Source organism: Glacieibacterium sp. (assembly GCF_965200405.1).
Lineage (GTDB): Bacteria > Pseudomonadota > Alphaproteobacteria > Sphingomonadales > Sphingomonadaceae > Glacieibacterium.
The window spans coordinates 3,542,404-3,566,994 of sequence record NZ_OZ241356.1 but is presented as its reverse complement, the minus strand read 5'-3'; the positions used below and the strand labels follow the sequence as shown (position 1 = coordinate 3,566,994).

23 protein-coding genes are annotated in these 24,591 nt (G+C 65.9%); 12 read left to right on the top strand and 11 right to left on the bottom strand.

Features of this window, described 5'->3' with window-relative positions; genetic code table 11:
- Window positions 1–8: 8 nt before the first annotated feature.
- The gene (locus ACOFKW_RS16840; RefSeq protein ID WP_419815281.1) at window positions 9–1,490 is read left to right on the top strand and encodes an efflux transporter outer membrane subunit; all 1,482 of its coding nucleotides are present in this window, start codon (window positions 9–11) and stop codon (window positions 1,488–1,490) included.
- Here the strand turns inward: ACOFKW_RS16840 and ACOFKW_RS16835 are convergent.
- Window positions 1,465–2,169: an SIMPL domain-containing protein gene (locus ACOFKW_RS16835; protein WP_419815280.1), complete on the bottom strand. Its 705-nt coding sequence runs from the start codon at window positions 2,167–2,169 to the stop codon at window positions 1,465–1,467. The genes ACOFKW_RS16840 and ACOFKW_RS16835 overlap by 26 nt on opposite strands.
- 103 nt (window positions 2,170–2,272) lie before the next feature.
- Window positions 2,273–2,647 (bottom strand): GlsB/YeaQ/YmgE family stress response membrane protein, encoded by a 375-nt coding sequence (locus ACOFKW_RS16830; RefSeq protein WP_419815279.1) that lies wholly within the window; start codon window positions 2,645–2,647, stop codon window positions 2,273–2,275.
- 96 nt (window positions 2,648–2,743) lie between these two features.
- On the opposite strand from ACOFKW_RS16830, the gene ACOFKW_RS16825 reads away from it, so the two are divergent.
- From ACOFKW_RS16825 to ACOFKW_RS16810, 4 genes are read left to right on the top strand one after another with little or no spacing between them, the layout of a single operon-like run.
- Window positions 2,744–3,913 (top strand): efflux RND transporter periplasmic adaptor subunit, encoded by a 1,170-nt coding sequence (locus ACOFKW_RS16825; protein ID WP_419815278.1) that lies wholly within the window; start codon window positions 2,744–2,746, stop codon window positions 3,911–3,913.
- A 16-nt stretch (window positions 3,914–3,929) separates the two neighbouring features.
- Window positions 3,930–7,016, top strand: a complete 3,087-nt coding sequence (locus ACOFKW_RS16820) for an efflux RND transporter permease subunit (protein WP_419815277.1) — start codon at window positions 3,930–3,932, stop codon at window positions 7,014–7,016.
- A gap of 52 nt (window positions 7,017–7,068) precedes the next feature.
- Complete coding sequence (locus tag ACOFKW_RS16815; protein WP_419815276.1) at window positions 7,069–8,466, top strand: DUF445 domain-containing protein; 1,398 nt, start codon at window positions 7,069–7,071, stop codon at window positions 8,464–8,466.
- A gap of 55 nt (window positions 8,467–8,521) precedes the next feature.
- On the top strand, window positions 8,522–9,646 hold the full coding sequence (locus ACOFKW_RS16810; protein ID WP_419815275.1) for a lipase family protein: 1,125 nt from the start codon (window positions 8,522–8,524) through the stop codon (window positions 9,644–9,646).
- On the opposite strand, the gene ACOFKW_RS16805 is transcribed toward ACOFKW_RS16810, so the two are convergent.
- Window positions 9,643–10,845: a pyridoxal phosphate-dependent aminotransferase gene (locus ACOFKW_RS16805; protein WP_419815274.1), complete on the bottom strand. Its 1,203-nt coding sequence runs from the start codon at window positions 10,843–10,845 to the stop codon at window positions 9,643–9,645. The genes ACOFKW_RS16810 and ACOFKW_RS16805 overlap by 4 nt on opposite strands.
- A gap of 74 nt (window positions 10,846–10,919) precedes the next feature.
- A complete protein-coding gene (gene pabB, locus ACOFKW_RS16800; protein ID WP_419815273.1) occupies window positions 10,920–12,698 on the bottom strand; it encodes an aminodeoxychorismate synthase component I in 1,779 nt (592 codons plus the stop codon).
- 37 nt (window positions 12,699–12,735) lie between these two features.
- Here pabB and ACOFKW_RS16795 point away from each other — a divergent pair, with 37 nt between their 5' ends.
- Window positions 12,736–13,074 carry a ribose-phosphate pyrophosphokinase gene (locus tag ACOFKW_RS16795; protein WP_419815272.1) on the top strand — a complete coding sequence of 113 codons (339 nt, stop codon included), beginning with the start codon at window positions 12,736–12,738 and terminating at the stop codon, window positions 13,072–13,074.
- On the opposite strand, the gene ACOFKW_RS16790 is transcribed toward ACOFKW_RS16795, so the two are convergent.
- Together ACOFKW_RS16790 and ACOFKW_RS16785 are read right to left on the bottom strand one after the other, a co-directional pair.
- The gene (locus ACOFKW_RS16790; RefSeq protein WP_419815271.1) at window positions 13,071–14,015 is read right to left on the bottom strand and encodes a neutral zinc metallopeptidase; all 945 of its coding nucleotides are present in this window, start codon (window positions 14,013–14,015) and stop codon (window positions 13,071–13,073) included. The two genes, ACOFKW_RS16795 and ACOFKW_RS16790, sit on opposite strands and share 4 nt — an antisense overlap.
- A 28-nt stretch (window positions 14,016–14,043) precedes the next feature.
- Window positions 14,044–15,123: a S1/P1 nuclease gene (locus ACOFKW_RS16785; protein WP_419815270.1), complete on the bottom strand. Its 1,080-nt coding sequence runs from the start codon at window positions 15,121–15,123 to the stop codon at window positions 14,044–14,046.
- On the opposite strand from ACOFKW_RS16785, the gene ACOFKW_RS16780 reads away from it, so the two are divergent.
- The gene (locus ACOFKW_RS16780; protein ID WP_419815269.1) at window positions 15,104–15,697 is read left to right on the top strand and encodes a CAP domain-containing protein; all 594 of its coding nucleotides are present in this window, start codon (window positions 15,104–15,106) and stop codon (window positions 15,695–15,697) included. The two genes, ACOFKW_RS16785 and ACOFKW_RS16780, sit on opposite strands and share 20 nt — an antisense overlap.
- Before the next feature lie 45 nt (window positions 15,698–15,742).
- On the opposite strand, the gene ACOFKW_RS16775 is transcribed toward ACOFKW_RS16780, so the two are convergent.
- The gene (locus tag ACOFKW_RS16775) at window positions 15,743–16,801 is read right to left on the bottom strand and encodes a hypothetical protein (protein WP_419815268.1); all 1,059 of its coding nucleotides are present in this window, start codon (window positions 16,799–16,801) and stop codon (window positions 15,743–15,745) included.
- A 69-nt stretch (window positions 16,802–16,870) separates the two neighbouring features.
- Window positions 16,871–17,551, bottom strand: coding sequence for an SOS response-associated peptidase family protein (locus tag ACOFKW_RS16770; RefSeq protein ID WP_419815267.1), 681 nt, complete (start codon window positions 17,549–17,551; stop codon window positions 16,871–16,873).
- Window positions 17,552–17,767: 216 nt separating this feature from the next.
- On the opposite strand from ACOFKW_RS16770, the gene ACOFKW_RS16765 reads away from it, so the two are divergent.
- The 4 genes from ACOFKW_RS16765 (at window position 17,768) to ACOFKW_RS16750 (ending at window position 19,988) form a co-directional block, all read left to right on the top strand.
- Window positions 17,768–18,010: a PbsX family transcriptional regulator gene (locus ACOFKW_RS16765; protein WP_419815266.1), complete on the top strand. Its 243-nt coding sequence runs from the start codon at window positions 17,768–17,770 to the stop codon at window positions 18,008–18,010.
- Entirely contained in the window at window positions 18,007–18,336 is a 330-nt protein-coding gene (gene mazF, locus ACOFKW_RS16760) for an endoribonuclease MazF (RefSeq protein ID WP_419815265.1), read from the top strand. Before ACOFKW_RS16765 ends, mazF begins: the two co-directional genes overlap by 4 nt.
- 263 nt (window positions 18,337–18,599) lie before the next feature.
- A complete protein-coding gene (locus ACOFKW_RS16755) occupies window positions 18,600–19,421 on the top strand; it encodes a hypothetical protein (RefSeq protein WP_419815264.1) in 822 nt (273 codons plus the stop codon).
- The gene (locus ACOFKW_RS16750; protein WP_419815263.1) at window positions 19,422–19,988 is read left to right on the top strand and encodes a hypothetical protein; all 567 of its coding nucleotides are present in this window, start codon (window positions 19,422–19,424) and stop codon (window positions 19,986–19,988) included.
- Window positions 19,989–19,998: 10 nt separating this feature from the next.
- Here ACOFKW_RS16750 and uvrA read toward each other — a convergent pair whose 3' ends face one another.
- Window positions 19,999–22,866, bottom strand: a complete 2,868-nt coding sequence (gene uvrA / locus ACOFKW_RS16745) for an excinuclease ABC subunit UvrA (protein WP_419815262.1) — start codon at window positions 22,864–22,866, stop codon at window positions 19,999–20,001.
- Window positions 22,867–23,013: 147 nt separating this feature from the next.
- On the opposite strand from uvrA, the gene ACOFKW_RS16740 reads away from it, so the two are divergent.
- Window positions 23,014–23,271, top strand: a complete 258-nt coding sequence (locus tag ACOFKW_RS16740) for a hypothetical protein (protein WP_419815261.1) — start codon at window positions 23,014–23,016, stop codon at window positions 23,269–23,271.
- 6 nt (window positions 23,272–23,277) lie between these two features.
- Here ACOFKW_RS16740 and ACOFKW_RS16735 read toward each other — a convergent pair whose 3' ends face one another.
- Together ACOFKW_RS16735 and ACOFKW_RS16730 are read right to left on the bottom strand one after the other, a co-directional pair.
- Entirely contained in the window at window positions 23,278–23,613 is a 336-nt protein-coding gene (locus ACOFKW_RS16735) for a hypothetical protein (RefSeq protein ID WP_419815260.1), read from the bottom strand.
- 59 nt (window positions 23,614–23,672) lie between these two features.
- Window positions 23,673–24,356 carry an extensin family protein gene (locus ACOFKW_RS16730; RefSeq protein ID WP_419815259.1) on the bottom strand — a complete coding sequence of 228 codons (684 nt, stop codon included), beginning with the start codon at window positions 24,354–24,356 and terminating at the stop codon, window positions 23,673–23,675.
- Window positions 24,357–24,591 lie beyond the last annotated feature (235 nt).

The following is a 24,591-nucleotide window of genomic DNA, read 5'->3' as shown; positions in this document are numbered from 1 at the left end:
AAATGCCGATGATCCGCTCGTCGACGGCTGCGCGCCGGGTGCTGGCTTTGACGATCGTCAGCACTCTCGCCGCCTGCACCGTCGGGCCTGACTACCGCCGACCGGCAACCGTCGCCGCCGTTGCCCCCGCCACATGGAAGGCCGCGCCGGGCTGGGTCCCGGCCCAACCGTCAGATGACAAGCCACGCGCCGAATGGTGGTCGATGTTCGGCGACCCTGTCCTCAACGACCTTGAAGCTCGCGTTCCGCGCGCCAACCAGAATGTTGCTCAGGCGATCGGGGCATTTGAACAGGCGCAGGCCCTCGTCCGCGAAAACCGCGCTGCGCTATTCCCGACGATCGGTATCACGGGCGGCGGAACCTATAGTGGCGGCGGCTCCGGCGGCGGCAATGTCATCAACACTGGCGGCGGCGCGACCACAATCAGTACCGGCAGCGGCGCCCGGGCGCGCTTCGCCCTTGGGGCAAATGCCAGCTGGGTACCTGACTTGTTTGGCTCAGTCCGCCGCAGCATCGAGGGCGCGCGCGATCAGGCTGAGGCAAGCGCCGCCGACCTTGGAAACGTCATCCTAGCCGCCCAGGGAGACCTTGCCACCAACTATGTCGCTCTACGCGGACTGGACGCGCAGGCGGTGCTCTACGCCGAGACGACCGCAGCTTACGAGCGCAACTTGACGATCACCACGAACCGCTACAACGCAGGAGTGTCGGCACGCGCGGACTTGGTGCAGGCGCAGGCACAACTTAAGACCGCACAGGCCAACGCGGTCGACCTTGAGCGGCAGCGTGCAACATACGAGAACGCCATCGCTGTCTTGGTAGGTGAGAACCCGTCGACATTCCGCATCGCACTTGCTGAATGGCGTCCGATCGTACCGCAGGTTGCCGCTGTGCTGCCGTCAACACTCGCAGAACGGCGTCCTGACGTGGCGTCGGCCGAACGTCGGGCGGCTTCGGCAAATGCCAGTATCGGTGTCGCTACCGCGGCGTTTTTCCCCAGTCTGTCGCTGACAGCATCCGGCAACACCTCGGCCAGCGGACTTGGAGGATTGTTTGCTGCGGGCGCTAATTTCTGGTCGTTTGGGGCGTCCGTGGCGCAGACCATTCTTGACTTCGGAGCCCGAAGGGCTCGTGTGGAGCAAGCACGCGCCGTTTATGCGCAGAATGTCGCCGCTTACCGTCAGACAGTTCTGACCGCGCTTGGGGAGGTCGAGAACAACCTGTCTGCGGTCGATGTGCTGGCTCGCGAGGAACTATTGCGCCGAGATGCTTCGGTCGCCGCTGATCGGGCCGAAGCAATTGCTATCAATCAGTACAAGGCAGGGTTGATCGCTTTCACCGACGTGATCACTCTCCAGACTCAAGCGCTGAACGCGCGTTTGACGCTGGTCGCTGCCACCCGCGACCGTCAAGCCGCTGCCGTGACGCTTGTACAATCGCTCGGTGGCGGCTGGTCCGACGCTGCTATTCCAGTTCGAACGTCACATTGACAGTAATCGAGAGAGTCACCTCGCCAGGAACGACCGGCGTATCAGCAGCTTCCATCTTCATCGAGCGAGCCATCATCATAGGCATCGGGCGGGGCTGGTCGCCGCCGCTTTCTGATATCGTCAAGATCCGCTTTATCTTTAGGCCGGCAGCACGGGCATAAAGTTCCGCGCGGCTGCGGGCGGTCGCAACAGCTTGGGTACGTGCCTCGTCAAGCGCGGCATCGGCGGCATCGACGCGGAAGTTTGGTCCGGAAATCGAGTTGGCGCCGGCGCCGACCAACGTGTCGAGCAGCTTGCCGGCCTGATCGATTTTGCGAAGGCGCAGGCTGACGGTGTTGCTTGCCTGATAGCCAGTGAGCAGCGGCGGCTGATTGTCAGCGTATTTATACTGCGGTTGAAGGTTGAGGCCTGCAGTCTGGATGTCCCGCTCCGCAACTCCGGCACGTCGAATTGCAGCGACTACCGCCGTCATTCTCGTCGCGTTGAATGCCATCGCCTGGGCAGCAGTCGCCGCGGTGGTAATCACGCCGCCGGAGAGGTCGACCACATCGGGCGCCCGTAAAGACCGGCCTTCAGCAGAAACCGACAAGGTCGTCACTGCGGGCGCGAGTTGCAGCGTCTGCTGTGCGCCTGCCGGAACAGCGGCGAGTACAGCCGCTGCCAACAGGATTTTGCTCATCGACATATCCTACTCCAAAAAAAGATGCCGCCGACCCTAGCGGGATGGCGGCATCTATTCAGGTTAAGATTGCGGACGTATGAATGCGCCCGCAACGAGTTGTCTAGACGACGTCGCGGCGGCCTATGACCATCCGGTAGATCGCCAGCAGGATTACCGCGCCGATGATCGATGCAATCCAGCCGGGCGCGCTGCCATCAGCGTACCAGCCGAACAGGTGCGAACCGCCCCAGCCGGCGATCAGCGAACCCGCGATGCCGATCAATATGGTGACAATCCAGCCACCCGGATCGCGGCCTGGCATCAACAGCTTGGCGATCGCTCCGACGATAAGACCGATGATGATCCAGCCGATTATTCCGTGTCCACCCATGTAACTGCCTCCATTGTTGCAGCGGTGAAACGCGCGAAGCGGATTCAGGTGCCGGTATGGAATGTAAATGATAATTTGCGAGGGCGGTGTGTTGCTGTCGCGCACTTCGCAGCGTGGTGGATTCGCGCTATATGCGCTTGCCGCGGTGCGTTATCTGTGTAACACAGTGGCTTCAAGTGGGCACGGACGTTATTGATGAATATGCATAACCCTATCGGCCCTGAAATCACCGCCCAGCCCTATCGGCTGGATGAGAATGACGTCAGGCCCGCCGGCCGCCGGCGCTGGCTTGTGCCGCTGGTGATCGCGCTGGTTCTGGTGGCGGTGATTGCCGCCTGGTCATACTATGGCCGTGCCAAGCCGATCGCGCAGACGCCCGCTGCTTTGCCGCAGGTTTCGGTCATCGAGCCGGGTCATTCCATCGTCGCCGATCAGGTCAGCGTTACCGGCTCCATCGCCGCGCGGCGCGACATGCCGGTCGGCGTCCAGGGTGAGGGTGGGCTGGTGACCGCCGTGCTGGTCGATGCCGGGCAGTTCGTCAAAGCCGGCCAGGTGCTCGCGCGGATCGACCAGACCGTCCAGACCCAGCAGCTGGCGCAGATGGCCGCGACGATCGCCAGTGCCCGCGCGGATGCGGCAATCGGCCAGTCGGAGCTCGATCGTGCCGGCAAGCTGGTTGGCAAGGGCTTCATCGCCAAGGCCGATATCGATCGCAAGACGGCGACGCGCGATGCCGCGCTGGCGAAGGTCGAACTGGCCAAGGCGCAGTACGGCGAGGCACAGGCGCGACTGGGCCGGCTCGACGTGCGGGCTCCTGCCGCTGGGCTGGTGCTGGCGCGTAACGTCGAGGCGGGTCAGGTCGTCGGTTCCGGCAGCACCGCGCTGTTCCGGATTGCCGAGGGTGGCATCCTGGAGATGCGGGCCCAGGTTGCCGAGCAGGACATGGCGCGGCTGAAGGTTGGGATGCCCGCCGAAGTCAGCCCGGTCGGCTCGGCTACCGCATATCACGGCCGAATCTGGCTGATCGACCCGGTTATCGACGCCATCAGCCGGCAGGGTATTGCGCGGATCGCGGTGGCCTATGCCCCGGGCCTGCGCGTCGGTGCCTTTGCCAACGCGAACATCGCTGCCGGCGAGGCGAGCCAGCCGGTGCTGCCGCAGTCGGCCGTCCAGGTCGATAGCGAGGGCAGCTACGTCTACGTCATCTCCGGCGACGGCACCGTCGTGCGGCGCGGCATCAAGGTCGGCCGGGTCAGCGACCAGGGCGTCGGCATCTCCCACGGCTTGATCGGCAACGAAAAGGTCGTGGTCAGCGCCGCCGCCTTCCTTCGTCCGGGCGAAAAGATCCGCCCCGTCGCCTTGGCCCGTTAAGCGGCAGGATCCGGAAATGCGCAATATCTCGAGTTGGGCGATCCGCAATCCGATCGTGCCGCTGGTGCTGTTCTTCATGCTGACGTTGGCGGGCATCGTCGCGTTCATGACGATGGACATCAACGGCCAGCCGGAAATCAGCTTTCCGGCTGCGACGGTGATCGTCAACCAGCCAGGCGCCGCCCCCAGCGAGCTCGAAACTCAGGTTACCCAGCGCATCGAGGCGGCGGTCCGCGGCATCAATGGCGTCGACGAGATCAGCTCCTACGTCAGCGAGGGCCTGTCACGGACCAACGTGCAGTTCGCCATAGGCACGCCGGTCGATCGCGGTGTCACCGATGTCCGCGACGCGGTTGCCAACGTCCGCAGCCAGTTGCCCGACGGCATCCTCGAGCCGCAGGTCGTGCGGGTCGATATCTCGGGCGGCCCGATCGCCTTCATGTCCGCCGAAGCCGTCGACATGACGCTGGAGGAGCTGAGCTGGTATGTCGACAACACGGTCGCCAAGCGCCTGCTGTCGATCCCGGGCATGGCGGCGGTCAGCCGCGCCGGTGGCGTCAGTCGCGAAATCCGCGTCATCCTCGATCCGGTCCGGATGCAGTCCTATGGCTTGACTGCGAGCCAGGTCAACGGCCAGCTCCGTCAGGTCAACGTCAATGCTGCCGGTGGCCGGGCCGAGATCGCCGGCTCGGAACAGTCCGTCCGCGTGCTCGGCAACGCCGCCAACGCCCTCGGGCTGGGCGAGACCCAGATCGCGACCGGCAACGGTCGCACCATCCGCCTGTCCGACATTGCCGAGGTCAAGGACCTGTACGCCGAGCAGCGCAGCCTGGCGAAGATGAACGGCCGACAGGTGCTGAGCTTCTCGATCGAGAAGTCGAAGGGTGCATCCGACGTCACCGTCTACGATGCCGCCCAGAAGGCGCTCAACGATCTCCGCAAGGAGAACCCGCGGGTCAAGTTCACGCAGCTGTACACCAGCGTCGACTACACCAAGATCCAGTATCATTCAGCCATCGAGGCGATGATCGAGGGCGCGGTGCTCGCGGTGATCGTGGTCTTCATCTTTCTTCGTGACTGGCGCGCCACGGTCATATCCGCGTTGGCAATCCCGCTCTCGGCGATCCCGGCGTTCTGGCTGATGGACCTGATGGGCTTCACGCTGAACTCGTTGAGCCTGTTGGCACTGAGCCTGGTCGCGGGTGTCCTTGTCGACGACGCGATCGTCGAGATCGAGAACATCGTCCGGCACATGCGCATGGGCAAGACCGCCTATCAGGCCGCCATCGACGCGGCCGACGAAATCGGCTTGGCGGTGTTCGCCACCACCATGTCGATCGTCGCGGTTTTCCTGCCGGTCGGCTTGATGCCCGGCATCAGCGGACAGTTCTTCAAGAACTTCGGGTTTACGGTCGTCGTCGCAGTGCTGCTCAGCCTCGCGGTCGCGCGGCTGATCACGCCGATGCTGGCTGCCTATTTCCTCAAGTCGCACGGCCAGGCGGCGCACGGCGAGGGCAAGTGGGTGCGCTATTACATGCGCCTGCTGCACTGGACCCTGCGCAATCGCTGGTGGACGATGGCGATCGGCGCGGTGGCGCTGGTCTGCACGGTGTGGAGCTTTGCCACGCTGCCGATGACGTTCCAGCCGGCGATGGACACCGACTATAGCCAGGTCACCATCGAGATGCCCCCGGGCTCGACGCTGGCACAGACCACGGCGGTTGCCGACAAGGTCTCCGCAATGTTGCAAGCCTCGCCTGTCGTCGATGCCGCGTTCGCCGAGATCAACGCCAGCAGTGACTCGAGCATGTTCCTGACGCTCAAGAAGAACCGCCCGATGACCAGCGTGGAGTTCGAGCGCTCGTTTGCGCCCAAGCTCCAGGCGATCCCTGATGCACGCGTCTCCTTCCAGTCGCAGAATGGTGGTGGCCTTGGCCGCGACATGACGATCGTGCTGGCCGGCGACGATCCCGTCGTCCTCGACCAGGCAGCGCAGAAGGCCGTGCTGCAGATGCGCAAGGAACTGCCCCAGTTGCGCCAGGTGCGCGTCGAGGGCGACGTCCGGCGGCCGGAGATCACGATCAAGCCGCGCTTCGATATCGCCGCGCAACTCGGCGTGACGACCAGCGCCTTGAGCCAGACCATCCGCATCGCGACGCTGGGTGATATCGACCAGAACGTTGCCAAGTTCTCGCTGTCCGACCGTCAGATTCCGATCCGGGTGGCGTTGAACGAAGAGTCGCGCAAGACCTTGTCGACCATCGAGAACCTGCCGGTGCCGACGGCTGCTGGTGGCTCGGTGCCGCTCAAGGTCGTCGCCGACGTCGGCTTCGGTGCCGGTGCGACGGAAATCCGCCGCTACAATCAGCAGCGCCGCGTCGTCATCGGTGCCGACCTCGCTCCTGGCCTGGTCAGCGGCGACGTCCAGCCCAAGATCGACGCGCTGTCCTCGCTCACGCACCTGCCGCAGGGCGTCGCCAAGATCAAATATGGCCAGGAGAAGTGGCAGGCCGAGCTGATCTTCAACTTCATTCTCGCGGTCGCTGCCGGCGTGCTGCTGGTGTTCGCGGTGCTGGTGCTGCTGTACAAGCGGGTGCTGCCGCCGTTCGTCAACATGGGCTCGCTGCTGCTGGCGCCGCTGGGCGGAGCGATCGCGCTGCACCTGACCGGCAACCCGATCTCGATGCCGGTGTTCATCGGCTTGCTCATGCTCCTCGGCATCGTTGCCAAGAACTCGATCCTGCTGGTCGACTTCGCCATCGAGGAGATGAACAAGGGCACCGACATGTTCGACGCCATCGTCGAGGCCGGGCACAAGCGCGTCCAGCCGATCGTCATGACCACCGTGGCGATGGTCGCCGGCATGGTCCCGGTCGCGCTGTCGCTGTCCGGCGACGGCAGTTCGCGGGCTCCGATGGGCATCGTCGTCATCGGCGGGCTGATCGTCTCGACCGCGCTGACCCTGCTGATCGTGCCTTCGAGCTTCAGCCTGGCGATCGGTGCCGAGCAGTGGCTCGCGCCGCGGCTGCGTCGCTGGTTCACCAACGGCGGCGACGTCGTGCCGGCGCCCCGGCAGGGTCCTGCAGCGATGCCGGCGGAGTGAAACACGACGGGGGCTTCGGCACCGATGATGCCGAGGTGAGTTCTTACGGCGGATGAAAATCAGCCAGCTTGAACCGTTTCGCCTCGTCGGTGCCGAGACGCCGTTCCACCGCATGCGGCTGTTGGCGACGCTGCTGCTGCTGCTGATGGCGGCGGGCTGGGTGGCGGTACTGGCGACACGAGCGCGGTTTCCGCAATACGATACCCAGTTCGGCTATGCGCGCGCCTTCCTCGAGGCGGCGATGATCGGCGGGCTGGCCGACTGGTTCGCGGTCACCGCGCTGTTCCGCCACCCGCTTGGCCTGCCGATCCCGCACACGGCGATCATCCCGGCGAACAAGGACCGCATCGGCGACAGCCTGGCGACCTTCCTCAAGGACAATTTCCTGACGCCCGGCGTCGTCGCGCGGCGGCTGGAAGGTTTCGACCTGGCGGGGATGCTCGGGCGCTGGCTGACCGCGCCGCAGTCGCCCGCCGATGCCAAGGCCGGGCGGTTGCGGCGCTCGCTGGTCAAGCTGCTGATCCAGTTCGCCGGCGCGCTGGACGGCGAGGTCATTTCGCGGCTGCTGGCAGTGACGGTGACCGACCGGCTGCGCGACCGGCCGATCGCGCCGACCCTGGGCCGGCTGTTGTCGCCACTGATCGAGGCAGGACGGCACGAGCCTTTCGTCGAGACGATGATCGGCGCCGCGATGGGCGCCGTCGACGAACGCGCCCAGGACATTCACGCCGCGGTCGCCGCGCGAGCGCCCAAGTACATGCCGGGCTTCGTCGACCGGGGTTATTCCAAAGCCTTCATCGATGCGATCCAGGATCATCTCTACGCCATGACGGATGAGGCCGCGGACCGGCAGCGGCGCGATGCGGCGTCGGTCATGCAGGGCTTTCGCGAGCGACTGGCGGCGCTGGAAGGGCAGGGACCACCGCCCTTGCCACCGCAGCAACTGGCGCTGGGCCGCGACCATCCCGACCGCAAGGCGATCACCGAGTGGCTGGGCACGGTTGCTGCCGAACTGCAGGACCCGGCATCCTCGGTGTTCGCGCAGGTCGAGGAGATCAAGCTGGAGTTCCTGGAAAGCCCCGCCGTGGGAGCGATGTTCGGGTCGCTGTGGGACACTGCGCGCCAGATGCTGGCGGAACTGGCCGAAGCTCCGGCTGGCGGGTCCAGCGGCAGGGTCGCGATTGCCGCCGGCGAGGTGATCCAGAGCAATGCCGCACTGGCCGACGCGATCAACACGCTGGCGCGGCGGGCGGCGGTCAGCGTCGTCGGCAGTTATGGCACGCCGATCGTCCGGTTGGTCAGCGACACCATCCGCGGTTGGGACGCCGCCACCGTTACCGACAAGCTGGAAACCGCCGTGGGACGCGACCTCCAGTATATCCGCATCAACGGCACGGTCATCGGCGGGCTGGTCGGTGTCGGCATCCATGCGCTCGGCGCGCTGGCCTGAGCGGCTGGTCGCCCGCCGCGGGCTGTGCCATCAGCATTCAAGCGGGAGAATGAACATGCGTGCTGCAGCCGGACTGATCGTCGCCCTGGCCATTGGCGCGCCCGCGCTGGCGGCGCCGGGAGGGGCGGGCACGTTGCTCGACGCGACCCCGGTTGCGGGGGCACCGCTGGGAGCCTCGGCCTTCCGCATTCGCTACGGGACGCTCGACACCCAGAACAAGCCGATCGTCGTCACCGGGCTGGTCGTGGTGCCCAGGGGCAAGGCCCCGCGCGGCGGCCGCGACCTGATCGGTTGGGCGCACGGCAGCTTCGGCATCGCCGAGAAGTGCGGGCCGCTGCCCGACGCGCAGCTGTTCAACAACATCGCCGGCTTGAAGGCGATGCTCGAGCACGGCTATGTCGTCGCGGCGACCGACTACCAGGGCCTCGGCAACCCGGGGCCGCACCCCTATCTGGTCGGCAACGCCAGCGCGCGCGCGGTTATCGACGCAGTCCGGGCGGCGCGTGCGCTACCGGGCGCCGACGGCGGCAAGCACTATGCGGTGTGGGGCGAATCGCAGGGTGCCCATGCAGCCCTGTGGGTCGGCAAGCTGTCGCGCCGCTACGCCCCTGAACTGACGCTGGTCGGCATCGCCGCTGCCGCGCCGCCGTCCGACCTCAAGGCCAATCTGACCGGCGGCTCCAACGCTGCGGTGCGCGCCATGCTGACGGCCTATACCGCGGAGAGCTGGTCGCAGGTGTACCACGCGCCGCTGTCCGACCTTGGCAGGCCGGCGACGCAGCGGCTGATCGGGCGGCTGGCGAACAACAATTGCATCACGCTCGACGGGTTCCGGCTGCGCACCAAGATCGGCCTGCTAGCGCTGACGGCGCAACTGCGCGGTGTCGACATCTCGCGCCCGCCGGCGTGGAGCGCGCTGATCACGCGCAACTCGCTGACCCCTGCAAGGCTGACCATGCCGCTGTTCATTGCGCAGGAGGACAAGGACCCGGTCGTCGGCGCCACCGTCACCCACCGCTTCGCCAAGCAGTTGTGCAAGGCCGGCGCCAAGCTGGAATACCTCAAGCTGTCCGACGGCAACCACGTCGACGTCGGCAAGCGCAGCGCCCCCCGCGCCGTGGCGTGGATGGCCGACCGCTTCAACGGCAAGGCCGCGCCGACGAACTGCGCGAAGGTCTAGACCAGCGCCCCGACCGCGCGCTGGATACGGGTGCAGGCTTCCTCAAGGTTGGCCTCCGACGTCGCATAGCTGATCCGGAACGCCGGGGAGCCACCGAACGCCGCGCCGTGGACGACCGCAACGCCTTCGCTGTCAAGGAAGTAGGCCGCCACCGCCTCGTCGTCCGCCAGCGTACCGCCGTCGGGCTTGCGCTTGCCGATCAGGCCGGCGCAGTCGGGATAGACGTAGAACGCGCCGTCGGGCGTCGGGCAGCGGAGGCCCGGCGTCTGGTTGAGCATCGACACGACCAGGTCACGCCGGCGCTGGAACGCCGCGTTGCGCTCGATCAGGAACGACTGGTCGCCGTTAAGCGCTGCCGTCACCGCCGCCTGGGCGATCGAGCAGGGGTTGGAGGTCGACTGCGACTGGATCTTGGCGATCGCCTTGATCAGCGGGACGGGGCCACCAGCGAAGCCAATGCGCCAGCCGGTCATCGCATAGGCCTTCGACGCGCCGTTAACCGTCAACGTGCGGTCGTACAGCGCCGGCTCGACCTGCGCGAGGGTGGTGAACTCGAAGTCGTCATAGACGATGTGCTCGTACATATCGTCGGCGCAGATATAGACCTGCGGGTGGCGGACCAGCACCTCGGCCAGCGCCTTGAGCTCGTCACGCGTGTACGCCGCACCGGTCGGGTTCGACGGCGAGTTGAAGATCAGCCACTTGGTCTTGGGCGTGATCGCCGCGTCGAGCTTCGCCGGCGTCAGCTTGAAGCCCTCGTCGATGCTGCACGGCACGATCACCGGGGTCGCGCCCGCGAACAGCACGATGTCGGGATAGCTGACCCAATAGGGCGCCGGGATGACCACCTCGTCGCCCGGGTCGAGCGTCGCCAGCATGGCGTTGAAGATGGTCTGCTTACCGCCGACGTTCACGGTGATCTGGTCGATGCCGTATTCGAGCTGGTTGTCGCGGCGGAACTTGGCCTGGATCGCGGTCTTCAACTCGGGCGTGCCATCGACCTCGGTGTATTTGGTCTTGCCGGCGCGGATCGCTTCGATGGCAGCATCCTTGACGAAATCGGGCGTGTCGAAGTCGGGCTCGCCAGCGCCGAGGCCGATGATATCGCGGCCCGCGGCCTTGAGCTGCGCCGCCTTGTTGGTCACCGCGATGGTCGGCGACGGCTGGATGCGGTTGATGGCGGCGGAGAGGAAGGTCATAACTGCGGCCTTGTTTGTGCGCGTCGCTTTCTAGCGCTTCAGAGCGGGCTGACAACCGGGCGTGAAACAAAGTGCTACAAAGAAATCTTTGCCCGAAGCAAACCGCGCAGGGCGTTCCCAATGAGGAAGCCATTCTCGAGATCAGCGACAGTGAGTGGCGCCTCGACGGCACGGCGCTCGGTAAGCAGTGCGGCGCGAAGGATGCCGGGGAGCAGGCCATCGGCGAGCGGCGGCGTCAGTAGGAGGCCGTTGCGCTCCACGAAGACACTGGTGAAGCTGCCTTCGGTGATGCGGCCATCGGGACGGACGAAGACGACCTCGAACGTCCCGGCGATGCGACGGGCGTCGTCGTAAAAGGCACGGTCGCTGGTCTTGTGACTGAGCCGCCAGTCGGTAGCGTCGACAGGGAGCGGAGCAAGGGCGACAACAGCAGGCTCGGTCGGCGCGGCGGGGAGTGGGGATATCTGCACCGCGATGGCGCCACTTGCGCTGACCAACAGGCGGATACGGCCCGTACCGCCTGCAAGGCGAAGACGCTGTAGCTCGATTGCCGCCTCTACTTCGCCGCGATCCAACCGATGACCTAGAAAGATCGCGCTCGCCATTAATCGGTCCAGGTGGCGCTGCCGATGTGCGATAACGTCCTGATCGCAACGCATTGTTTCGATCAGGTCGATCGGGCCGACGCGGCGGGTCAGGAAAGCGGCCTTGCCGATGCACTCATCCCATTCGGAGGCCTTGCCGCTGTCGGCGACGATGCCCGAGCCGAGGCCCATGCGAGCGCCACCACTCTTTTGCATCACGAGCGTCCGGATCGCGACGTTTAACGTGGCATCGCCGTCCTTACCGAGCCAGCCGATGCTACCGGTGTAGAGGCCGCGTGGCTTCGCCTCGACATCGGCTATGACCTCCATGGCGCGAAGCTTGGGAGCTCCAGTTACCGAGCCGCAAGGAAACAATGCCATTAGCACGCCGACCGCGTCGATCCCGGTTCGGACATCGGCGGTGACGGTCGAGGTCATCTGCAACACGGTGGGATAGCGCTCGACTTCGAACAGCGCCGGGGTGGCGACCGAGCCTGGCACTGCGACCCGAGACAGGTCGTTCCGCAGCAGGTCGACGATCATCAAGTTCTCAGTGCGGTTCTTGGGGTCGGCGGCTAGCGCGGCGGCAGCGGCATCGTCGGCGGTGGCGGTCACGCCGCGAGGGGCGGTGCCCTTCATCGGTCGAGTGGTGATGCGGCCTGCCTCCAGCTTGAAGAACAGCTCTGGCGAGAGGCTGAGGATCCAGCGCTGGCCAGTGTAAATCAGAGCGCAGTAAGATGCCGCCTGCGCCTTGCGGAGCCGGCGGTACAGGGCGAGCGGATGGCCGTGGGTTTCGACGCTGGCGGCGAAGGTGGCGTTCGCCTGATAGATGTCGCCCGCCTCGATCAACGCGGCGATGCGGGCTATCATCGTGTCATAGTCGGCGCGCTCGACGGCTGGGATGGCGACTGTCAACTCGGCCGGTCCGGCGTCGAGCAGCGCGTCGATGGCGCCCTCATCGAGGTGACGGACCTGGTTGAAGCGGCCGAACCACAGCAAGGGCAGCCCGTCGTCGGGCATGCGGAACAGCGGTGCAAGGCGAGGCTCCAGTGCGTAGCCCGCCTCGAAACCGATGAAGCCGGCCCGTTCGCCGCCGAGGTCGCGCAGCGCGGCCAGTGCCGGGACTACCCGCGTGGGCGCCTCGGCCTGCACGACCGCGGTCAGTTCGGTGAACAGCCGGGCTGTGCCGGCGCGGGCGTCGTCGAGCAGGACGAAGGGTAGGGTGGGGTCGAAGTTGGGGGTCATGGCTTGCGCTGCGGGGCTTGGCATGGCTAGCGATCGGGCGACAGCATTAAAGGACAGCGCGATGGACGCCGACCATGTCACAGCCCTGTTGCAGACCCGGGCACGCGCCGGCGAAAGCGTCACTTATTCCGAGATCCTGAATGCGCTGGGCTACGCTTTCAGCCGGCCCAAGATGCGAGCGTTGTGTGCCCTGCTGGAACATGTCGATGCCGGGGAGCGTGGCGCCGGGCGGCCCGAGTTGGCGGTCCTCGTGGTGCGCCAGTCGGATCGACTGCCCGGCCAGGGCTGGTGGGTGGCGGAGGCGGCTCGCGGCTCCACCTATCGCGGCCAGTGGGAAGGCCCCGAGGCCGCCGCCTGGGTCGGGCAGAGACAGGCGGAGGTCTTTGCCGCCTGGCGCTAGCTTCCCGCGAAGGTGTTGCAACTCTCCATCTGGCCGCTGTTCAACCCGGTCTGCAGCCACTGGACGCGCTGGGCGCTGGAGCCGTGGGTGAAGCTGTCGGGCACCACCTGGCCGCGGGACTGGCGCTGCAGTGTGTCGTCACCGATCGCCTGTGCCGCAGTGACCGCTTCCTCGACATCGCCGGCCTCGAGCCGTCCGCTCTGCTTGGCCCAGACGCCGGCAAAGCAGTCGGCCTGCAGCTCCAACTTGACCGACAAGGCATTGCGCTGGCGCTCCGAGGCGCGCTCCTGGGCGCTGCGGACCTGGTCGGCGACGCCGATCAGTTGCTGGATGTGATGCCCGATCTCGTGCGCAATGACATAGGCGGCAGCCGCGTCCCCCTTGGCGCCAAAGCGGGTCTGGAGCTCGTCGAAGAAGCTCTCGTCGAGGTAAACCTTGCGGTCGGCGGGGCAGTAGAATGGCCCCATCGCCGACTCGGCGCCACCGCAGCCGGATTGCGTGCTGCCGCTGAACAGCACCAGCCGCGGATTCTGGTACGCCTTGCCGACCTGCTCCGGGAAGACCTTGGCCCAGACATCCTCGGTCGAGCCGAGCACCTTGCGGACGAAGCTGTCGGTGCTGCTCTCCTGGCCCCTGGTCGTGCCCGCCGCCGGCGTCTCGTACTGGCCGGCGGGCTGGCCGATCTGGACCTGCGGACCGACCGATCCACCGCCGCCGCCGCCGAGCAGGCCGCCAAGACCGCCAAGACCACCGAAGACCAGGAACGCCACGCCGAGCAGCACGATCGTCCCGCAGCCCAGCTTCCGTCCCAGCACCAGCCCGAGCAGCATCGGCAGCAACCCGCCACCACCGCCGAAGCCGCCGCCGCCAAAGCCCATACCGCCGCCGGACCCGCGCTGGTCGTCGATGTTGTCACTCTCGCGCTGGTCGTCGAACCGCATCGTCTAGCCTCTCGCCTGTTTGCCCGCCCTAACGCGCCACATCCGTAACCGGCACCGCCAGCACGTCGTCGAGCAACATGCCCAACCGTACGCCTGCCGCCTCGATCCGCTCCCGCACCAATGGCACAGCGGCATCGGTGTAGGACAGCCCGATCTGCGCAACCGGACCGGTGTTAGCCGCCGCAACCTCGGCGATCGCCGCCGCTGCTGCGGCTTGTTCGGCGGTCAGTGTCCCCGGTTCGGGAGCCGGCGCCGGCGGTACCAGGCAGCGGTCCGGATAGTCGGCCAGCTTGCCATAGACCGTGTCGCGCGACAGCGCCCAGCTCTCCCTGGCCCAGGCCTCCACCGCCTCCGGCCCGTCGCCGGCGGCCCGCCATTCGGCACGCTCCAACGGGGTGACCGAGTGTTTGCCCAGCCTGGGCTTGAGCGGCACCGCGACCTCGGGCAGCGACGTGTCCCAGATCGAGTGCAGGTTCATCCATTTGCCGGTCGTGCCCAGGAACGTCGCGCGGACCCCGTTGCCGCCCTGGTCGCCCTTTTCGCCGATGTGGAGCGGCTGGTGCATGTCGCCGACGAAGTGGACCAGCAGGGCCAGCGCCTCGACCCGGTCCCTGGCCGGCAGCGTCAGGTCGCGCAGCCGCGCCGACTGGAGGGCGATCTGGCGGGTGACGCACTTGCCGTCCGGGCAGCCCTCGGCATAGTCGAAGTCGTGGCAGACGCTGATGTCCTGATAGTGCCACGGGCTCATCGCGGAGAAGCGCTTGCCCAGCCCCTTGATGCAGTCGGGCCAGACGGCGGCGTCCTCGATGGTCTTCAGGCTGCAGGTCGGCGTGTCGAGCTCCTTGCCGTGCTTGAGCAGGGCCTTGATGGCGCGGCGGGTGGCGGGCCGGCTTTCCGAATAGGCGATGGTCGCGATGGTGCGGTGGCCGAGCGCGCCCCAGGCCAGCGACGGCGCGGGCATCAGCAGCAGGGCGGCGACGGCGAGGCTGGTCTTGAGCATTCGCCCTCCATAACCGCGGCCATCCGGCACCGCCAGCACCACGCCCGTCGTAAACCGTTCCGCAACCATAATGACGTAAGCGTGCGGCGTGTTGATCGGTGCCGTCATCGCCACGATCCTGTCCTGCGCCGGCGACCAGTGCCCGGTGGTGCCGCCTTTCACCCCTGTCCCGGGCTCGTTCGAAGCGCGTGTCCTGTCCGCCCACAACCGCGAGCGCGAGGCGCTGTGCGAGCCGCTGCTGGCCTGGGACACGGTCGCCGCCGCCGATGCCGCGGCCTGGGCGAAGCACCTGACCAAGGTCGGCACGCTGGTCCACCAGAGCGACGACGGTACGCCCGGCCCCGACCAGGGCGAAAACCTGTTCTCGGGAACGCGCGACGGCTACACGGTCGAGGCGATGGTGGCGCTATGGGCCGACGAGAAGCGGCGGCTCGACAAGCTGCGCAGCTGGGAGGACGATTTCCACGCGGTCGGCCACTACACGCAGATGGTGTGGAGCACGACCACCCATGTCGGCTGCGCGGTCGCGGCCAATGCGGCGGACGACTATCTGGTCTGTCGCTACACCCCGCCCGGCAATGTCGAGGGGGCGCAGCCGTTCCCGCGCTCCCGGCTGGTCAGGGCCGCCGCCGGGGCCAGCCGGGCGGCGAATTGCCCGGGGCGGCAGACGGCGGCGCGCTGACTCAGCGGCGGCGTAAGTTCACCCCGCAACACACCATGACGCGGCTCAGCTATCGCGCCATTTCAGGTATTTGCGCTCGTTGAGGCTGCCGGTGAGGGGCGGCCCGTCGCTCGACGAACCTTCGGCATAATGGGCGCGGATGTCGGCGGGGGCGATGGCGAGCAGCGCGTCCATCTGCTCGTCGCAGATCGCGCAGCGCCCGGGCACGAAGGGGTTGGCCTCGTCCCACGCGGCGCAGGCGGCGACGTGATCGGCCAGTTGCGCGGCGTCCAGCCCGTTCGGCCCGGCAACGAAGTCGCGGTTCGGCGCGACCGGGCAAGTGTGGTGGTTTGGGCCGGGCTGCACCTTGGCGGCGAAGGTCATGAAGTCCTCCTCCAGCATCCCGTCGGCCGCCGCATCCCCGGCATCCGGCAACGCCGGTGCCGCCACGACCGCGCCCGGCACGGCGTCGCGCCGGCGCACCATGATCCCGGCGCGCTTGCCCGCCCGGCGTTCGCGGCGGGCCGCGGCGCGGGACAGGCTATCGCCGCCGGTGTCCGCCGCATGGAGGCCGATCGCGACGGCGCGGTCGATGGCGATCGCGTCGATATCGTCCACCGGCGCGGCCTCGGCCTGGATCAGACCTTCCTGCAGCGCCTCCAGATTGCCCTCGCGGCGGCGATAGGCATAGCGGTCCTCCTCCGCCAGGTCGCTCGCCTCGTCCTCTCGGCGGGCGCGGTCGCCATAGCGCAGGACCTGCATCAGCAGCTTGTCGTTGAGCTTGTGGATCTCGCCGACCATCTGGCCCTTGTACCATACCGGCACATCGACGCCGTACAGCGCGCGTTCCAGCGCGACCTCGGCGCATTGCCGCATCGCCTCGCGCATCGCCAGCTCCCAGCCGTTGCGGAAGGTCAGGGCGCGCGGATCGCGGCGCAGCGCATAGGCACTCGACACCGACATGCCGACCATGTCCGCCGCCTTCTGGACCGAGCCCATGTCGGCGAGCAACTGGAGGAACAGCCGCTGCCGCTCCACCGACCAGCCATCGACGCGGATGCGTCGTCGGCCAGCCTCCAGGCCGTCATGAACAGGGCGCGCGTCCGGGGTGAAGGTTTGTTTCATCCCGCACCAATAACCCAAACGGTACAAAATGTCAAGTCGTATGCACCGCCCGCACCCAGGCGGGCAATCTCAGCGCGCCCGCTCGACCCGCAGCGTCCCCGCCGGCGTCGGCTCGATCAGCGAGCCAGCCGGGTTCGCATCGTCGAGCCACGCCGCCCAGCGGTCGCGCGGCATCAGCACGATCTGGCGCGAGTGATACGGCGCGATGTCGGGACCCGGCGCCCCGGTCAGCATGGTGAAGGCCTCGCCGAACTTTGCATCGGCGCGCCACAGCCCGGCGACGCAGAACAGCCCCGCCTCGGGCTCCGCCAGCGTGAACAGCCACTTGTCCTTGCGCGGCCGGGCACCCTTGCGCGGCGGCGCCGCCGGGGCGGGCGCGGCGCCGAGCAGGTAGGGCTGCTCGCCCGCACCCCCCGCGTCGCCCGCGTCCTTGCCGGCACCGGCCCGGTCGGCAACCGTCCCCGGCTCGGTGAACTCGTAAAAGCCGTCGAGCGGGATCAGGCAGCGCCCACCCGTCGCCGAGTTGCGGAACTCGCGCCCCTCCGACCGGAAATTATACACCGGCTTGCCAGACGGCCCCGCCCAGCTCCACCGCCGCTGCACCATCTCCGCCTCCAGCCGCCCGGCCGGAGCCGCGGCCCGCACGATGACGCTGGTATCGGTGATCCGGATACTGTCGAGGCTCGCCAGGTTCGGCAGCCCCTCCGGAAAGCGCAGCGTGATCCCCACCTGCGAAAAGTCATCGCGCATCAGGCCAAGGGACGCCCGGCGGGCAGCTTCGTTGCACATCGAGGCGGCATAACGATTTAGCGGCGCTAAATCGATGCTCAAGCCGAGATCGGCCGGCGCGGCCAGCAGCCGCGTCCGACGGGCATGGGCTTTGCCCATGCCGATTACATGAGTTGCATCGATACATATTGTATCGCTCCGGCGCAGCGCGTATCTACATTGTATAGTCCGGAGGCGATGATGAAGAGCAATGTGCGCAAGTGGGGCAACAGCCCGGCGGTCAGGATCTCCGCGCCGCTCCTGGCCGCCGCTGGCCTGCGCATCGACCAGCGGATCGAGGTTCGCGCCGACGAGACCGGCATCCATATCGTGCCCGTCGCCGAGACGTTCGACCTTGCCGCCGCACTCGCCGCGATCACCCCCGACAATCTGCACGACGAGGCCGACTTCGGCGGCGCGGTCGGCAACGAGGCGTGGTGAAGCCCTGGACTCCCGACGCGGGCGAGATCGTCTGGCTGCACTTCTTACCACAAGCCGGGCACGAACAGGCTGGCCACCGCCCGGCGCTGGTGCTGTCGCCCGCCGCCTATAACGGCCGCACCGGCCTGATGCTGTGCTGCCCGCTAACGACGCGGATCAAGGGGTATCCGTTCGAGGTGATGGTGCCCGGCGACCCGCCCTCGGTGGTGCTGGCGGACCAGGTCCGCAACCTCGACTGGCGCGCCCGGAGGGCGGAGCTGAAGGGGCGTGTTGGGGAGGAGGTGTTGCGGGAGGTGCGAACACGGATAGAAGCGCTTATTGGGTAATAGCATCGAGAGTTTATTCTGAATCTGCAGGGTCATCGAACGTCGCTTTCCGTGCCTAGGTCAGGAACGCTGTCAGTGGATGATCGCTGTAGTTCAGCTTGAAGACCTCGCGCTTTACGTAGGCGAACTAACGATTGAAAGGCAGAGCGCTAGAGGCCACGTCGGTCCGCTTATGTTGGGGCGGCAGAGCCGCAGCGGGTGTACAAGCGCAACTTGTCTGTGACTGCTGCTCATCCTACGATACGGCAAAACTGGGGGACTAGATGTTTGTAGAAGCAATTAAAGGTGCTGCGACCGCCACAGAGATTTACAAACAACGTAAGTCGATTGCGGTTTCAATCAGCAAGCTCATACAGTGGATACGAAGGAAAAACGTAATCCTTGCTGTATTCGGAGCTGGAGGTTGTGGAAAGAGCACGCTAGGTTTACTGATGAGGGGCGACTTAAAGCCGGATACCGGCGCAGGTGGTTACGAAGAAACTACCGGTGTAGAGAAATTTTCGCTATCAGGAAACACTTTGGGATATTTAATTATTCCGCCAGGTCAATCACATCGCATACCACAAACTTGGCCAGAGCTCTTCAGACTTATCTCAGCTGGCAAGTCAAATCGTATCATTAACGTTGTTGCTGCAGGATTTCACTCGACCGAGTTGGAGAAGTCTCGGATCTTTCCGGGCCAAGTTTTCGATACTGATGACGCCTTTATTAAGGCTTATATCGATGACAATTTGCTGCGAGAAATTAACGCTTTAAGGGAGATAGTGCCCCACATTATTGCTGCACCAGGTAAGGTGAAGATGGTAACGCTTATAACTAAACAAGATCTTTGGTGGACCAATCGGCATATGGTCGAAGATTCATACTCGGCCGGAGAATACGGTAAACTGATCAGTGAAATCACTAGTAGAAAAGGAACTGCTAGTTTTTCTCATACGTATGTATCAGCGGCACTGGTCAAGCAAAATCTGAAGACTGCAGATGGAGTAGCAATCGCCCCGACAATTGCCGGATACGATGATTCAACGAGAAATACTAATTTACGCAATGCCTCAAGTAAACTACTTCAGCTGGTGGGGCGGTAAATGTCCGAAGATATCATCGTTCAGGAAGACGATCTTCTTGTCGAGAACATTGGCCAATACACTCAAACTCTCCGCTTAAGAGTCGATAAACTAGATAATCTAAAGACCAACACTTACCTATTTATTATATTTATCATGTCAATGTTTGTGGTAATTACAATATTGCTCCTATCTCGAAAAGACCAGATTCCTATCATTCAAATAATATTTGATGCGGGGAAAACGCCATTATTTTCAATATTGCCTTGTTTTGTCGGCGCAGGTTCTGCCGCGATTACAATTAGCATCTTAGCTCAAAGGGCTCGGAGACTTAAGGCTGATATTCGGCGATTGATAATAATCCTCGAAGTCATTTTACGCCGCGTGTCCCAACTACGTGAGAGAAACAACTTTAATCTCTCCAAACGAGTTTTGGTTGACATCAAAATCGCTGAAGGAGAGCTGATCATTGAAGAGGCAAGATCTGCAACTCGCCATCTTGGTGTGCTAAGTCTCTTCCTAAGCGACAGGGCGGAGCTCATGTCAGAAATCGTGCTGAGAAATAGATTTAATTCTGACCACAAATAACTTTCTAAATCTAGCCCAACAACCCCTTCAAATACCCCCCCGTCCAGCTCCGCTCGCACTTCGCCACCGTCTCCGGGGTTCCCACCGCGACGATCTCGCCCCCCTTGTCACCGCCATCTGGCCCCAGGTCGATGACCCAGTCGGCGGTCTTGATGACTTCGAGGTTGTGCTCGATGACGACGACGGTGTTGCCTTGCTCGACGAGGGCGTGGAGGACTTCGAGCAGCTTGCGGACGTCCTCGAAGTGCAGCCCGGTGGTGGGTTCGTCGAGGATGTACAGGGTGTTGCCGGTGGCGCGGCGGGCGAGCTCCTTGGCCAGCTTGACGCGCTGCGCCTCGCCGCCCGACAGGGTGGTCGCCTGCTGGCCGATCTTGACGTAGCCCAGGCCGACCTCGTGGAGCATCGCCAGCTTGTCGCGGATCGGCGGGACGGCCTTGAAGAACTCGACGCCGTCCTCGACGGTCATGTCGAGGACCTCGGCGATCGACTTGCCCTTGAACTTCACCTCCAGCGTCTCGCGGTTGTAGCGGTGGCCGTGGCAGACGTCGCAGGTGACATAGACGTCGGGGAGGAAGTGCATCTCGATCTTGATCAGCCCGTCGCCGGTGCACGCCTCGCAGCGGCCGCCCTTGACGTTGAAGCTGAAGCGCCCGGGCTTGTAGCCGCGCGCCAGTGACTCGGGCAGGCCGGCGAACCAGTCGCGGATGTTGGTGAAGGCGCCGGTGTAGGTGGCGGGGTTGGAGCGCGGCGTGCGGCCGATCGGCGACTGGTCGATGTCGATGACCTTGTCGAGGTGCTGTAGCCCGGTGACGTCGTCGTGCGCGCCGCTGACGATCCGCGCGCCGTTGAGGACGCGCGCCGCGCTGGCGTACAGCGTGTCGATGGTGAAGGTCGACTTGCCGCTGCCGCTGACCCCGGTGATGCAGGTGAAGGTGCCGAGCGGGATGCTGGCGGTGACGTTCTGCAGGTTGTTGGAGCGGGCGCCCTTGACCGTCAGCTTCTTGCCGCTGCCCTTGCGGCGCTTGGCGGGCACGGGGACGCTGCGCCGGCCGCTGAGATAGTCGCCGGTCAGGCTGTTGGGGTTGTCGAGGATGTCCTGCAGCAGCCCCTCCGCGACGATGGCGCCGCCGTGGGAGCCCGCGCCAGGCCCCATGTCGACGATGTAGTCGGCGGCACGGATGGCGTCCTCGTCATGCTCGACGACCAGCACGGTGTTCCCCAGGTCGCGCAGGCGCTTGAGGGTGACGAGCAGCCGGTCGTTGTCGCGCTGGTGGAGGCCGATGCTGGGCTCGTCGAGGACGTAGAGCACGCCCGACAGGCCGGAGCCGATCTGGCTGGCGAGGCGGATGCGCTGGCTCTCGCCGCCGCTGAGGGTGCCGGACTTGCGGTCGAGGCTGAGGTATTCGAGGCCGACGTTGTTGAGAAAGCCGAGGCGCTCGACGATCTCCTTCAGGATGCGCTCGCCGATCTGGCGCTCCTTGGGGGTCAGCTTCTCGGCCAGGCCCGTAGCCCAGGCATAGGCCTGGTTGACCGGGCGGCGGACGGCGTCGGCGATGGACTCGCCATCGATCTTGACGCTCAGCGCCTCGGGCTTGAGGCGGGCGCCGTGGCAGACTTCGCAGGGGGCGGCGGACTGGTAGCGGCTCAGCTCCTCGCGCATCCAGGCGGATTCGGTGGCGCGGAAACGCTTGTCGAGGTTGGCGATGACGCCCTCGAAGACCTTGGTCACCTCGTACGATTTGCGGCCGTCCTCGAAGCGCAGCGGGATGGCGCGGGTGCCGGTGCCGGCCAGCACGGCGGACTGCTGCTCGACGGTCAGCTCGGACCATTTCGACTTGAGGGTGAAGTCATAGGCGCGGCCGACGCTGGCCAGGACCTGCATGTAATAGGGGGAGGGCGGCTGCGACTTGGCCCAGGGCATGACCGCGCCGCCGGCGATGGTCAGCGCCTCGTTGGGGACGATGAGACTGGGGTCGAAGTACAGCTTTTCGCCCAGGCCGTCGCAGGCCGGGCAGGCGCCTTGCGGGGCGTTGAACGAGAACAGCCGCGGCTCGATCTCGGCGATGGTGAAGCCGGAGACCGGGCAGGCGAACTTCTCGGAGAAGGTGATGCGCTCCGGCGTCGGGTCGGCGACATGCTCGCCGTCGGGGGTGAGCGGGGGGTCGGCCATCTCGACGATCGCCAGGCCGTCGGCGAGCTTCAGCGCGGCCTCGAAGCTTTCGGCCAGGCGGGCACCGACGTCGGGGCGGACGACGATGCGGTCGACGACGACGTCGATGTCGTGCTTGTACTTCTTGTCGAGCGCCGGGGCGTCGTCGATGTCGTACAGCTTGCCGTCGATCTTGACGCGCTGGTAGCCGTCCTTCTGGAGCTGGCCGAGCTCCTTCTTGTACTCGCCCTTGCGGCCGCGGACGATCGGCGCGAGCAGCAGCAGGCGGGTACCCTCGGGCAGGGCGAGCACGCGGTCGACCATCTGGCTGACCTGCTGCGCGGTGATCGGCAGGCCGGTGGCGGGCGAATAGGGCACCCCGACCCGCGCCCACAACAGGCGCATATAGTCGTAGATCTCGGTGACAGTGGCGACCGTCGATCGTGGGTTCTTGGAGGTGGTCTTCTGCTCGATGCTGATCGCCGGGCTGAGGCCGTCGATGTGATCGACGTCGGGCTTGGACATCAGCTCGAGGAACTGGCGGGCATAGGCCGAGAGGGACTCGACGTAGCGGCGCTGGCCCTCCGCATAGATGGTGTCGAAGGCAAGGCTCGACTTGCCCGACCCCGACAGGCCGGTGATGACCACCAGCGCATCGCGCGGCAGGTCGACGTCGACGCCCTTGAGGTTATGCTCGCGCGCGCCGCGCACCTTGATGTGGGTCAGCATAGGGAGAGTTTGTTCCAGATTTGTTCGTGTCGCGCAAGGCGCAACGTCAGGGCTCTAGATAGGCACCGCCGGGCCTTTCATCAACCGCGCAGCGGAACGCCGCACCTGCCCGCGCGTAGTGAAAGCCCTCGTTACGGAGACATGGACATGGCCGACGACCGCCCCCTCGCACACGACGAGACGCCACCCAATTCGGAGCACCGCGACGGCATGGACGCCGAGCAGCATCCCGAGCTGAAGCGCAATCCCAAGAACGAGGACGCCAAGCTGGACATCGGGCTGGACGAGACCTTTCCGTCGAGCGATCCGCCGTCGAACACCCAGCCCGGCCGCGGCTCCGACCCGGCGCCGTCGAGCGGTTACAAGGGTGACACGCCGGAGCCGCCGCCACTCGATGGCGAGTGACGCAGCCTAGCGTTCGGCGCGGGCCCGCTGCATCAGGGCCATGCCGGCCCTGAGTTCGTCCTGGGTCAGGAAGCCGTCGTGGTCCGCGTCGATCGTCGCGAAGGCCCGCTCGCTGCGGCCACCTGCCAGCCATTCCGCCCGGCTCCAGCGTCCGTCGTGATCGGTGTCGAGTGCCATGATGCGTTCGCGCCGATCGGCGGTGGAGGGCGCGACGGCGGCGGGCGTTGACGGAGCAGGCGTTGACGGAGCGGGCGCCGGCTGGGCGCTGGCCGTCCACAGCGCCACCACGAAGGTCGCGATCGTGCAGGTGACGATGATCGCAGCATGGTGGCGGCTATGCATCCGACGATTCTCCGTGATTGCCTGAGGGTTACGGTCGACCGGCGCGGCTCCCTCGCCGGTCAGCGGCAAAAACTCCAGCCTGCCATGTCGAGATGCAGATGGTCGTGATGTGCGGCATTATAGTCCGGACCGAGCGTCGTGCCGAAGACCCGGCAGGCGCCTTCATGGACGCTGCGCAGGAAGGCGGCGCGCGGTCCGTCGCCGCGCCAGTCGCGGGCGACGGTGACTGTCGGCCCGCGTGCCAGCCGGAAGCCGGCGATGTCGATGGCGTTGGCGGTGGCGTGCTGGCTGGACCGATCGGTGCCGGCGATCGACCGGCAATTGTAGGTGCCATAATGGTCGAGGCCGGTCAGGCTGGTCTTTAGCCGGGCGCGCGCCGCGGGACGGACGACGTCACGCTCCCAGACCGTCAGCGCCACCGCCAGCGGGCAGGTCATCATCGGGCCGCGCGGAGTGAGGCCGGCGCCGGTCAGCCGCACTGCGCCCTGCCAGCCGCAGCGTGGGCCGGTGACGCGGTCGGCGACCGGGGTGAACGCGACCTTGTCGAAGCCGAGCACGGCGCGGCACCATTTCGGATCGTCGCGGACGCTCGCCAGCTTCGCCATCGTCGCTGCGCCGAGCGGCTCGCCGAGATCGGCCGGGGTCATCGCCGGCCGGAGAAAGTTCAACGACTCGAACGCCCTGACCCCAAGCAGGCACGCGATGACGATCAGTACGAGGTTGGTCAGCAGGCGGGGAAGCATGGCGGAGTGAACGGGCGAAGGGGGCGGGGGGTCCGCGTGGTCGGCGGTGCAGGGGGGGGGCGGCCTGCGGTGCAGGGGAGGGGGTCGGTCGGCGATCGTCATCCCGGCGAAGGCCGGGACCCATTTAGCAAGCTTTCGGCTTAGGTCGTTCTCTAAGCCAAAGCCGCTGCCGAATGGGTCCCGGCCTTCGCCGGGATGACGGGGGTCACCAAGCCCGGCGCGCTCCTACTCCCGG